Source organism: Mycobacterium sp. NGS16 (assembly GCF_059813225.1).
Map to the genome: position 1 here is coordinate 315,326 of NZ_JCALEE010000003.1, position 11,843 is coordinate 327,168.

The following is an 11,843-nucleotide window of genomic DNA, read 5'->3' on the forward strand; positions in this document are numbered from 1 at the left end:
GTGATGCGACCCAGCGCAGAATCACAGACCGCGACCGTCGCGGTGCCCGCGGTGCTGGCCGCGGCCGTCGAGCAGGCCCGGGCGGCCGTCGCCGAGTTCAGCGGCGCCGACACCGTCGGTGAGCACCTGGGCGTCGACTATGAGGACGCGACCGCCGCCACCCACCGGTTCGCCGCGCTGCTGCCCGGCTATCAGGGCTGGCAGTGGGCGGTCGTCGTCGCCGCCATCCCAGGTGCTGCGCACTCCACAATCAGCGAGGTGGTGTTGGTTCCGGGACCCACGGCGTTGTTGGCGCCGGAATGGGTGCCATGGGATCAGCGGATCCGTCCTGGCGACCTGGGACCGGGGGATCTGCTGGCGCCGCCGGCTGACGATCCGCGACTGGTTCCGGGCTACACCTCGACCGGCGACCCGGAGCTGGACGAGGTGGCTGGCGAGATCGGTCTGGGCCGGCGCTGGCTGATGAGCCCACTGGGCCGCGCCGAGGCGGCGCAGCGCTGGCATGACGGCGAGTACGGCCCGGATTCGGCGATGGCGCGGTCGACCAAGCGGGTCTGTCGTGACTGCGGCTTCTATCTGCCGCTGGCCGGCGCGCTCGGCACGGCGTTCGGGGCGTGCGGCAACGAGATGTCGGCAGACGGTCGGGTGGTCGACGCCGAGTACGGCTGCGGCGCCCACAGTGACACCCCGGCACCGGCGGGCACTGGTTCCCCGGCCTACGACCCCTACGACGACGGGGTGCTCGAGATCGTCGAAAGCGATGCCGCCACCGAGATCAGCACTGCCGAACCGGCTGAGGCGCCGGCCGAGCCGGTTGAGGCGGTGGCCGAGCCGGCCACGGTCGCCCCGGCCGAGACCGAACCGCTCGAACCAGAAGCCGACACCGGTGCTGCCGCCACGGAAACGCCTGCCGAACCCCCGGCCGAACCGGGGGAGCCGGGCACTCCTTAGCCGAAGTTGAAGAGGTACTCGCCCGGGAGCACCACGACCATGTTGAAGACGGTGTTGATCACCAGCCCGGGCAGCCCGAGCACATAGTTGATGATGTCCTGCGGGATGGTGACCGCCTCACTGAAGGCCATCCCGAAGTCGAGGTTGACCAGGCTGGTGACCACGTTCGAGACGTCATTGAACAACGTCCCGGGCAGGCTGAACAGACTATTGAAAAACCCTTGGGCCGCAGCCAGTTCCGCGTTGAACAGCCCGGCGATGTCGAACGCATCGGCCGGGCCGGGGGTGTCGTCGGAGGCCGCGAGGTCGGCGATGATGCCGTCGATGCCGTCGATCAACGCGCTGCCGGTCAACGCCACCTCGGTCGACACCTGGGCGGACGCCTCGGTGACCGCGTGCGTGCTGACCTCGGGTGCGGCCACCGGAGCCAACCCGGCGGCCAGCAGTACTGCCGTCGCTGCGATGCCGCTCAGCATGCCCGGGCCGGATTGCGTTGTTTCCATGGCTCCCTCCCACTTTCGACGCTGGGATACTACTCCACTTGCGGTGCGGGTCAGCGGTGTTCGGCGGCTGCCTTGATCCGATCCAGCGAGGCCTTCATGCCGGCAACCAACTCCTGCTCGAAGCTCTCGACCCCGCCCATGAACTTGTTCGTCAAAAACGTGGAGACCGAGGTGATTCCGTCGTCGGCGCGGCGGCTCTCGGTGACCCGGGTGCCGTCGGCGGTCGGCTCAAGTTCGTAGCTCCACACGCTGTGGTTCTCGGTGACCCGGAAGGCCAGCTTGCGATCCGGGACGAATTCGGTGATGACCGAGGTGGTCGGCCAGAACAACCGGCCGCGCCGGTTGACGTTGATGGTGCGGGTGCCCGGGCGTAGCGCACCGAGCGGTTTCATCCACCGGCACTGCGGGCTCCACTCCGGCATCCGCCGAAAGTCGGAGATCAGGTTCCATACCTCGGTGACCGGTGCCTTGATGTCGATCTCTGCCTTCAACAGCGGGGCTGCCATGTCATTCCTCCTTGATCGGCCGCAACTCTATTCGTGTTCCAGTCCGGATTGGGCGCCGCGCGCACCGCGGCGCGCCGCTTCGCGCTGCACCAGAAAGATCGTGGTGCCCAGGACGCCGACCCCCAGCCCGGCCACGCTCACCGGCCGCCACGACTCCAGGCCCGGTATCGCGAACGCGGCGATGGTCGCGCAGCAGAAGCCGGCGGCCCCGGCACCGATCACCGGCCAGACCCGCAGCAGCGCGGCCGGCAGTGGTGGCGGCTCGGGGGCGGTCTCAGGCGGCAGCTCGGGGGGCATCGCCGTTGACGTTAGCGCCTCGCCGGTAATGTCGCGGCAGTGGCCAGGGTCATCGACGTCGTCGACATCACCGACCCCGCCGATTCCCGGATGGACGATTTCCGCGATCTGAACAGCATCGATCGCCGCCCGGATCTGCCCACCGGCAAGGGGCTGGTGATCGCCGAAGGGGTGCTGGTGGTGCAACGGATGCTCGCCTCGCGCTTCACGCCCCGCGCGTTGCTGGGCACCGACCGCCGCCTCACCGAGCTGGGCGACGATCTGACCGGATGCGATGCTCCCTACTTCCGGGTGTCGGCCGAGGTGATGGCCGAGGTGGTCGGTTTTCATCTCAACCGCGGCGTGCTGGCCGCCGCGTCGCGGGTGTCCGAGCCCACGGTGGCCGACCTGGTCACCGGTGCCCGGACCATCGCGGTGCTCGAGGGTGTCAACGATCACGAGAACCTGGGATCGATCTTCCGCAATGGCGCCGGTCTGGGCGTCGATGCGGTGGTGTTCGGCCCCGGCTGCGCTGACCCGCTCTACCGCCGCGCGGTGCGCGTGTCGATGGGGCACGCCCTGCTGGTGCCGTTCGCCCGTTCGGCGGACTGGCCGAAGGATCTGGCGATGCTGCGCGAGCGCGGGTTTCGGCTGCTCGCCATGACTCCGGACCCGCGGGCCGACGCGCTGTCCACGGCCATGGCGAAGGTGCGCGGTGAGCCGGTGGCCGTGCTGGTCGGAGCGGAGGGGCCGGGCCTGTCGGAGAAGGCCATGCGTGCCAGTGACATGCGGGTGCGCATCCCGATGTCGCGGGGCACCGACTCGCTCAACGTTGCGACGGCGGCCGCGCTGGCCTTCTACGAGCGCACTAGGCTGCCGGAATGAGTCCGACCCAAACCACGCCGTGGGCAACGGGTTTGACTGTGGCGGCGTTCGTCGCGGCGGTGTCCGGGACCGCGATCGTGGTGCTGAGCCTGGGATTGATCCGGGTGCACCCCGCGGTGGCGGTCGTTCTCAACCTGATCGCGGTGGGCGGGCTGGCGCCCACGGTGTGGGGCTGGCGGCGCACCCCGGTGCTGCGATGGTTGGCGCTGGGCGCCGGACTCGGCGTGGCGGGGGCGTGGCTGGTGCTTGTGGTGCTGACGGTCAGCGGTTAAGGCGCTTCGGTTCGCCAGCGCAGCGCTTCCAACGCTACGGCCACCCGGACGCTAGAGACCTCGAGTGGTTGCGGTAGCAGTTCATTTGCCCGGGCAAGTCTGCGCGACAGGGTGTTTCGATGGGTGAACAGCCGGGTGGCGGTCCGCGAGGCGTTGCACTGTTCGTGGATGAATGTCAGGACGGTCCGCTGCAGTTCGGCGTCGGCGGACTTGAATTCCCCGAGCGTGTGGTCGATGAAGCGATCGGCCCGCTCGGCATCTGAGGTGATCAGGGCGATCAGCTCGACGTCGGCGAAAGAGGCGACCCGTCGCGCGGAGCCGAACTGGGTCATCATCTGCTGGGTTCTGACGGCGTCGTGATGGCTGCGCCGGAAGCCGTCGATCCCCGCCGCCGTCGGCCCTATCGCGACTTGCACCGGGGCGAGTGGAGCGATGGCGGTGGCGATAGCGGCCAGGTCCGGACCGGCTGCGCCGGCAAACCACACCCACCGAGCGGTGTCGTCGGCCGGCACCGACAGGGACTGGTGCCGCGCCAGGGCGTGCAGCACAGCTTCGGTGGCGCGGCCGAAACCTGCCGGGTCGACCGTCGATTCGTCGGTCCAGATCACGGCCGCGGTGTGGCTTTGCTCAAGTCGGTAGCCGAGCCTGGCCTCGGCCTGCTGCACATCGAGCGGCGCCTCGTCGAGGATCTCGGTGACGATCTCGCGGCGTTCGGCCTGTCTACCGCGCGCGGCGGCGTTCTGCTCGATCTGGACCTGGCGGCAGGTCTCGGCCACAGTCACGTCGGTGAACGACGTGATCGAGCGTGCTGAGACATCGAGAAGCTCGCGCAATTCATCGGGGTCAGTCGTCAACCCCAGCGCCGTGCGCATCCAGGTTCGCCACGTCACGGCCTGGCCGATCCGGGACGCCTCCACGATCGCGCGTTCGTCCATGCCGCGACGGATCGCGCGGCGGATGAGGTCCAGCGGCTCGGCTCCCTTGTTGGCCTGCACCGGCTCGCCGGGACGATCGAGGTTGGCGACTGCCCAGTGCAGCAGGTGCGAGCGATTGCCTCGGCGGATGGCTTCGGCAAGCACCGGGTCGTCGACCAAGGTCCGCATATACCGCGACCCGAGTGAGGCCTCGTTCAACTCGTCGAGCCACCGCTGAGAACCGTTGACGATCTCCGCCGCGCCTTGCCGCATCAGCTCGCGCACTCGCTCGGACGGCGGCTCCCAGATCACCGGCCCAGCGTATCCACCGCAGTGCAATGTGCACCGTGTGATCGGTGCGAGATGTCCTTGTCTGCGGCCGGCCCGGCTGCCGACAATTGGCGGAGCGCAAAGCGGTTTCATTGGTTACGCACAGGAGCATCACATGTCATATCCGCAGCCAGCAGGACTTCCGGCCGTCGAGCTCAGCAGCCGGCGCTGCTGGGTGCGATCCGGTGCGGTGCCAGCACTCGCAGTGGGTGCATCGGCAATGGTGCTGATGGCTTCGCCTGCGGTCGTCCCGCAGGCGCCGGCCGCCGCGAAGGCCGCCGTCCCGGCCTGGGCGCTGACGGCCTCGCAAGCAGCCAGCCACTACCAATCGGTGATCGACCAGATCATCGCTGCCCAGCAGCAGATCATCGAAACCAACAGCGCATATCCCTTTGCCACCGACTTCGACAAGACATTGTTGCCCGGCTACGTACAGGGCTCCGCCCTGATGCAGCTCTACTTCAATGTCGGGCAATTGAATCACGCCAACGGGTTCGATCAGGCGGCGGACAAATTCGTGTACCTGTGGAATGCTCCGGCGGCTGAGCCGCTGAACTTCTTGAACGACCCGAATCCGGACACCCAGTACTATTTCAACTCGCTCGGTGACGAAACGCAGGTGATCACCATCAGGCCCAACTCGGGAACCGAGGACCTGAGTTTCACGACGATGTCGGGTACCGGAACGCCGACCGGCTTCACCTCGCTACACGCCTACGACCTGTCGCAATTCACTCCCAATGCCGATGGCACCTACACGATCTACGTGAGCCCAACCGAGCATGCCGGAAACTGGGTCAATTCGGCCGGCGCGGAAACCCTGGCGATCCGCAACTCCATCGGCGACTGGGGAATGCCGCACGCTACATTGAAATTCGAATTGGAGAATCAGCCGGGGTTCACACTTCCGGTGCTGTCGGACGAGCAGATCTCGTCGATGCTGTCCAATATCGCGACGGATCTGCCGGGGGCGAATGCCAGCAGCCTGTTGTTCGGGGTTCAGCAAGCCACGAATTCGCTGCCCCCGAACTACATCACTCCGATATTGGGTACCACCGAAGCCACCCCCGGCGGGCCGTTGCTCCCCGGTCAGTTCGGCAGTGGGGTGCACTTCGAACTTCAGCCCGATCAGGCGCTGATCCTCAAGGTGCCTGTTCTGGACGCCTCCTACTCGGGCATCTCGATCGACGACGCCTGGACCACGGGCGCTCCGGCGGCGCTGGCGCAGTCGAGTCTCAACAACACCCAGGCGTTCCATGGCTCCGACGGCTTCGTCTACTACGTCGTGAGCAGCAAGGACCCGGGCGTCGCCAACTGGCTCGACAGCGGCGATCTGCGTGACGGATTGGCCGTGCTGCGCTGGCAGGGCGTGACGGGCACCGTCCCGACTGTGGCGCCGACCGCCCAGGTCGTTGACATCGCTGATGTCCGCGAGCACCTGCCCGCCGACATGCCCCTGGTCACCCCCGCGGAACGGGCAGCCGATCTGCAGGAGCGCATGCTCGAATACTTCTACGTCCAGCACCAAGACCACGACAGCGGCTGGATCACCGCCAACCTGGAGTACGACCAGGTCAAGGCGGCAGTGGGACCCGAGCAGTTCGATGCGTTGTTCGGTGCTCAACAGGATGTGCCGTCGGTGCTGGAACGGCTGATGACACCGGCGTTGGGCCCTGACACCATGTCGGTCTTCTCGTCCGCCCTGGCCGATCCGGCCGGCGCGGCGTCGGCGTTGATCAACAACCTGCCGCTGGCCGTCAAGGACATCAGCTTGCCCATGATTCTGGCGGTGTTGCGGATGGACATGTTCGTCGGTCAAACCGTCCAGGAGCTCAGCAACGGCATCTCGACCGGTCACCTGGGCGAGGTGCTCGCCGACCGGTTCTCGGCCCTGCAAACGGTGCTCGACCTGATCTTCAACGACCCGGCGACCAGCATCGGCGCCGGCTTCCTGAACGCCCGCGACGACCTGGGGGTCGCGCTCCTGCACGCCGGCAGCTACACGCTGGACGCGAACGATTTCGCCTCTGCATGGGCTGAGTTGTCAGCGTTCAACCAGACCGCATCGGAGATGTTGGCGGCAGGATTCGCCTACCTGACCGACCTGGGATAGCGGGCCGGTTCAGCCCTGACCGGCGGAACCGGTGGAGCGCACCCCGAGCAGGACGTCTTCCCAACCCGGAACCGAGGGCTTGCTGCGGCGCGACCGGGACGCCGAGCGCTGGCGGACCGGCTCCTCTTCGACCACCGGCGCGACCGCGGGCTCTTCGAAGTCGAGTTCGGCGACCGTGGCAACCGGCCGCAGCGGACGGTCGAAGCCCGGGTCGATCAACTCCATCGCCGCGTCGTCGACGGCGGTTACCGTGCCGCCGTGTGCGCCCGGGGTGAATCGGAAGTGGGCGACGTTGTCCGAGCGGCCCGCCTTCCACGCCAGCTGCACCGTCCAGCGTCCGTCCTCGTTGCGCCACGCGTCCCAGCTGTTCTGGTCCGGGTTCAGACCGCGGCTCATCAGTGCGCTGGTGACGACCTCCAGCAAGGTGGCCACGGCCGGCCCGTCGGCCAGCACCGGGTGGGCCGCGGCCGCCAGTTCGGCGGCGCGGGACCGCTCGAGCAGCACCGGGTGCGCGAAGCGCTCCACCCGCGAGACGTCCACGCCGGCCGCCGCGGCGACCTGCTCGACAGACGCCCCGGCGCGGATGCGAGCCTGGATGTCCTTCGGGCGCAACATGGTGCTGCCCAGATCGATCTGGGTCTGCCCGACCCGATTGCCCTCGCCGCGCACTGTCGAACGCAGCCGGTCGTCGATGCGCAGCCGGTACATGTCGGCGCGTTCGTCGTCCCCGCAGACGCTCTCGCAGATGATGTGTTTGCCGTCGACGTCGAGACCTACGACCGTCAGTTCCCTCATGACTTCTCCTCGCGAAGGCCCGTTAGCTGCGAACTTTAGTGCAGCAACCGATCGCGGCCGCGGTGACACGCTGGGGTTATAACGAGTTGATTACGGGTGCCGAGGGAGAATTTGACGACGCGACACGCCCGTCTCGCGTCGTCAGATTTCCACTCACGGCGCGCACCGGCGATGGGCGCCCGGCAACGCCGAGTGAGTCGCGCGCTACAGCCGTTCGACGACCCAGTCCACACACTGCGTCAGGGCGCTGACGTCGTCGGGATCGACCGCCGGGAACATGGCGATCCGCAGCTGGTTGCGGCCCAGTTTGCGGTAGGGCTCGGTGTCGACGATGCCGTTGGCCCGCAGCACCTTGGCCACCGCGGCGGCATCCACGCCGTCGACGAAGTCGATGGTGCCCACCACCTGCGACCGCAGCGCGGGGTCGGCGACGAACGGCGTGGTGAACGGCCGCGCCTCGGCCCAGGAGTACAGCCGTTGCGACGAGTCCGCGGTGCGCTTGACCGCCCAGTCCAGCCCGCCGTTGCCCAGTAGCCAGTCCAGCTGCTCGGCCATCAGCGCCAGGGTCGCGATCGCCGGGGTGTTGTACGTCTGGTTCTTGGAGCTGTTGTCCACCGCGATCGGCAGCGACAGGAACTCCGGCACCCAGCGACCCGAAGCGGCGATCGCCTCGATGCGGGCCAGCGCGGCCGGGCTCATGATCGCCAGCCACAGTCCGCCGTCGGAGGCGAAGTTCTTCTGCGGCGCGAAGTAGTAGGCGTCGGTTTCGGTGATGTCGACCGGCAGACCGCCGGCACCCGACGTCGCGTCGATCACGACCAGCGCCCCGTCGGACCCGCTGGGCCGGTGCACCGGCACCGCCACCCCGGTCGAGGTCTCGTTGTGGGCCCAGGCGATGACGTCGACCGACGGGTCGGAGGTCGGCTCGGGCGCGCTGCCCGGGTCGGCCGTGACGATGATCGGGTCCCCGACGAAGGGGTTCTTGGCCACCGCCGAGGCGAACTTCGCGCTGAACTCGCCGTAGGTCAGGTGCAGGGAGCGTTGGTCGATCAGGCCGAACGCCGCTGCGTCCCAGAACGCGGTGGAGCCGCCGTTGCCCAGCACCACCTCGTAGCCGTCGGGCACCGAGAACAGCTCGCGCAACCCGCTGCGGACCCGACCGACCAGGTCTTTGACCGGCGCCTGGCGGTGCGAGGTGCCGAACAGCGGCGCCGCCGTGGTGACCAGCGCGTTCAGCTGCTCCGGCCGGACCTTGGAGGGGCCACAGCCGAACCGTCCGTCGGCGGGCTTGATGTTGTCCGGGATCGTGAGCTGCTGCGCCATGGTCTCTAGCGTAGACAGCGCTCGGCGGCCGCCCGCACGGCAGGTTTATCGTGACGTAGATCACGTGAGACACTCGACACCTGTCACCACCACAAGGCGGCGGAAGGTCTGGACGGGTAGTCGATACCTGCGGTACCGTTGTACATAGATAGGCCAAATGTAAACGTCAGTGGGGGTGTCTCCGATGGCTCAGAAGATGGCTCACAAGCCGGCCCGAACCCGGATGGTGCGGCGGTGGCGGGCCAACATGGACGTGTTCGACGACACCAAGTACGTCGACATGCTCAACACCCTGTCGGAAGGCTCGGTGCGCCGGCACTTCAACCCGTACGTCGACATCGACTGGGACAGCCCGGAGTTCAAGGTCACCGAGAACGACCCGCGATGGATCCTGCCGGCCACCGACCCGCTCGGGAAGCACGCGTGGTACCAGGCCCAGCCTGAGGACCGCCAGATCAAGATCGGGATGTGGCGTCAGGCCAACGTGGCCAAGGTGGGGCTGCACTTCGAGTCCATCCTGATCCGCGGCCTGCTCAACTACGCGTTCTGGGTGCCCAACGGCTCACCGGAATACCGGTACTGCCTGCACGAATCGGTCGAAGAGTGCAACCACACCCTGATGTTCCAGGAGATGGTGAACCACATCGGCGCCGACGTACCCGGCATGCCGCGGTTCCTCAAGTGGCTTGCCGCGTTCATCCCGCTGGTCGCCGGCCCGCTGCCAATCCCGTTCTGGTTCGGCATCCTCGCCGGTGAGGAGCCCATCGACCACATTCAGAAGGACATCCTGCGCGAGGGCAAGACGCTGCACCCGATCATGGAGAAGGTGATGGCGATCCACGTCGCCGAAGAGGCGCGCCACATCTCGTTCGCGCACGAGTACCTCAACAAGCGCATCCCGCACCTGCCGCGCCGCAAGCGGTTCTGGCTCTCGCTGTTCGTGCCGGTCACCATGCGGATCCTGTGCTCGGCGATTGTCGTTCCGCCGAAGGAATTCTGGGTGGAGTTCGACATTCCCCGCTCGGTGCGCAAGGACGTGTTCTTCGGGTCGGCCGACGCCCGCCGGATGCTGTCCGACATGTTCGCCGACGTGCGGATGCTCTGCCACGACACCGGGCTGATGAACCCGGTCGCCAAGCTGGTGTGGCGGATGTGCCGGATCAGCGGGGCGCCGGCGCGCTTCCGTGCCCAGCCGCAGCGCGCTCACCTGTCGCGCGTCGCATAAGTCAGCGAAACCCGCCGTCTCATGCCGCACGTCATCAGCCAGGCATGCTGTAACGACGCGTCCTGCGTCTTCGCCTGCCCGGTCTACTGCATTCACCCCAGCCCGGACGAACCGGACTTCGCCACCTCGGAGATGCTCTACATCGATCCGGACGCCTGCGTCGACTGCGGCGCCTGCGTCCGGGCCTGCCCGGTCGGTGCGATCTACCCGGACACCGCGCTGCCGCAAGAGCAGCTGCCGTTCATCGAGATCAACAAGTCCTACTATCCCAAGCGCCCCGAGGGGGTGAAGCTGCCGCCGACGTCCAAGCTGGCGCCGATCCTGCCGGCCGCTGAAGTGCACAAGCGCGGCCGGTATCCGCTGACGGTGGCGATCGTGGGCTCCGGACCGGCGGCCATGTACGCCGCCGACGAACTGCTGACCCAGCCCGGCGTGCTGGTCAACGTGTTCGAGAAGCTGCCCACCCCCTACGGGCTGGTGCGGGCCGGGGTCGCCCCGGATCACCAGCGCACCAAGCTGGTGACCCGGCTGTTCGACGAGATCTCCCTGCGGCGGGGGTTCAACTTCTTCCTCAACGTCGAGGTCGGCAAGCACCTGAGCCACGCCGACCTGCTGGACTACCACCATGCCGTGCTCTATGCCTCCGGCGCGCTGCACGACCGTCGGCTCGAAATCGACGGCATGGGCCTGCCGGGCACCGGCACCGCCACCGAGCTGGTCGGCTGGTACAACGGTCACCCCGACTTCGTCGATCTGCCAGTCGATCTCAGCCACGAGCGGGTGGTGATCGTCGGCAACGGCAATGTGGCGCTCGACGTGGCCCGCATCCTCACCTCCGATCCCGACAAGCTGGCCGACACCGACATCGCCGATCATGCCCTGGCGGTGCTGCGCGATTCCCGCGTGCAGGAAGTGGTGATCGCCGCCCGGCGTGGACCGATCGACTCGGCCTTCACCCTGCCCGAGCTGGTCGGCCTGACCCAGACCGCCGACGTGGTGCTCGACGCCGAAGACCACGCCCGGGTCCGCAACGATCTCGCCACCGTCCGCGACGACTTCACCCGGCAGAAATTGGAGATCCTGGCCAAGCTGGACAGTGTTGATAGCGCCTCGGCGCAACCTTCCCGGCCGCGCATCCGCTTCGCCTACCAGCTGACCCCGGCCCGGGTGATCGGTGAGGGTCGGGCCGCCGCAGTGGAATTCACGGTGACCGGCACCGACCAGGTGCGCCGGATCGATGCCGGGCTGGTGCTGACCTCGATCGGCTACCACGGCACCCCGATCGCAGATCTGCCGTTCGACGACGCCGCCGGTGTCGTTCCGAACGAGGGCGGCCGCGTCATCGATCCGGCGACCGGCCAGCCGGTTGCCGGAGCGTACGTGTCCGGGTGGATCAAGCGTGGCACCAACGGCTTCATCGGCACCAACAAGTCCGACTCGCTGAACACGATCCAGGCCCTGGTCGCCGACTACAACGCCGGCCAGCTGAGCGAACCCATCGGCGGGCCGCGCTCGGTGGCGCGGATGGTGCATGCCCGTCAGCCCAAGGTGATCGATGCCGCCGGCTGGAAGGCCATCGACTCCTCCGAGATCGCCCGCGGGGACGCGCAAGACCGGCCGCGGGTGAAGTTCACCCGCGTGCCCGACATGCTCGAGCAGGTGGAGGACTACTCCGACGTGCCGCTGCTGCAGAACCTGCTGGGAGCGCTGCGTCGGCGCTGAGCGGGTCGGTGGTCCGGCTCGGCTGGCT

At 67.7% G+C, this 11,843-nt stretch carries 12 protein-coding genes; 6 read left to right on the forward strand and 6 right to left on the reverse strand.

The features are described from left to right. Positions 1-3 precede the first annotated feature (3 nt). The gene (locus AC5Y4Q_RS11300; RefSeq protein WP_064921139.1) at positions 4-951 is read left to right on the forward strand and encodes a DUF3027 domain-containing protein; all 948 of its coding nucleotides are present in this window, start codon (positions 4-6) and stop codon (positions 949-951) included. Here AC5Y4Q_RS11300 and AC5Y4Q_RS11305 read toward each other — a convergent pair. From AC5Y4Q_RS11305 to AC5Y4Q_RS11315, 3 genes are read right to left on the reverse strand one after another with little or no spacing between them, the layout of a single operon-like run. Next, positions 948-1,454, reverse strand: a complete 507-nt coding sequence (locus tag AC5Y4Q_RS11305) for a hypothetical protein (RefSeq protein WP_064921140.1) — start codon at positions 1,452-1,454, stop codon at positions 948-950. The two genes, AC5Y4Q_RS11300 and AC5Y4Q_RS11305, sit on opposite strands and share 4 nt — an antisense overlap. A 50-nt stretch (positions 1,455-1,504) precedes the next feature. After that, positions 1,505-1,960, reverse strand: a complete 456-nt coding sequence (locus AC5Y4Q_RS11310; protein ID WP_499959003.1) for an SRPBCC family protein — start codon at positions 1,958-1,960, stop codon at positions 1,505-1,507. Between the two features lie 27 nt (positions 1,961-1,987). After that, entirely contained in the window at positions 1,988-2,257 is a 270-nt protein-coding gene (locus tag AC5Y4Q_RS11315; RefSeq protein ID WP_064921142.1) for a DUF2530 domain-containing protein, read from the reverse strand. A 90-nt stretch (positions 2,258-2,347) separates the two neighbouring features. Between AC5Y4Q_RS11315 and AC5Y4Q_RS11320 the strand changes: the two genes are divergently transcribed. Together AC5Y4Q_RS11320 and AC5Y4Q_RS11325 are read left to right on the forward strand one after the other, a co-directional pair. Further along, positions 2,348-3,121, forward strand: a complete 774-nt coding sequence (locus tag AC5Y4Q_RS11320; protein WP_499959061.1) for a TrmH family RNA methyltransferase — start codon at positions 2,348-2,350, stop codon at positions 3,119-3,121. Next, positions 3,118-3,393, forward strand: coding sequence for a DUF2537 domain-containing protein (locus tag AC5Y4Q_RS11325; protein WP_499959005.1), 276 nt, complete (start codon positions 3,118-3,120; stop codon positions 3,391-3,393). Before AC5Y4Q_RS11320 ends, AC5Y4Q_RS11325 begins: the two co-directional genes overlap by 4 nt. On the opposite strand, the gene AC5Y4Q_RS11330 is transcribed toward AC5Y4Q_RS11325, so the two are convergent. After that, positions 3,390-4,496, reverse strand: coding sequence for a PucR family transcriptional regulator (locus AC5Y4Q_RS11330; protein ID WP_499959063.1), 1,107 nt, complete (start codon positions 4,494-4,496; stop codon positions 3,390-3,392). The genes AC5Y4Q_RS11325 and AC5Y4Q_RS11330 overlap by 4 nt on opposite strands. Before the next feature lie 55 nt (positions 4,497-4,551). Between AC5Y4Q_RS11330 and AC5Y4Q_RS11335 the strand changes: the two genes are divergently transcribed. Then, on the forward strand, positions 4,552-6,750 hold the full coding sequence (locus AC5Y4Q_RS11335; protein ID WP_499959007.1) for a hypothetical protein: 2,199 nt from the start codon (positions 4,552-4,554) through the stop codon (positions 6,748-6,750). A gap of 9 nt (positions 6,751-6,759) precedes the next feature. Here the strand turns inward: AC5Y4Q_RS11335 and sepH are convergent, their stop codons facing one another. Both sepH and serC read right to left on the reverse strand, forming a co-directional pair. Continuing rightward, complete coding sequence (gene sepH, locus AC5Y4Q_RS11340; RefSeq protein WP_064921146.1) at positions 6,760-7,545, reverse strand: septation protein SepH; 786 nt, start codon at positions 7,543-7,545, stop codon at positions 6,760-6,762. Positions 7,546-7,749: 204 nt separating this feature from the next. Then, positions 7,750-8,868, reverse strand: a complete 1,119-nt coding sequence (gene serC / locus AC5Y4Q_RS11345; protein ID WP_125224870.1) for a phosphoserine transaminase — start codon at positions 8,866-8,868, stop codon at positions 7,750-7,752. Between the two features lie 196 nt (positions 8,869-9,064). On the opposite strand from serC, the gene AC5Y4Q_RS11350 reads away from it, so the two are divergent. Next, positions 9,065-10,093: an AurF N-oxygenase family protein gene (locus AC5Y4Q_RS11350; RefSeq protein ID WP_064921163.1), complete on the forward strand. Its 1,029-nt coding sequence runs from the start codon at positions 9,065-9,067 to the stop codon at positions 10,091-10,093. A gap of 21 nt (positions 10,094-10,114) precedes the next feature. Further along, positions 10,115-11,815, forward strand: a complete 1,701-nt coding sequence (locus AC5Y4Q_RS11355; RefSeq protein ID WP_499959009.1) for an FAD-dependent oxidoreductase — start codon at positions 10,115-10,117, stop codon at positions 11,813-11,815. Positions 11,816-11,843 lie beyond the last annotated feature (28 nt).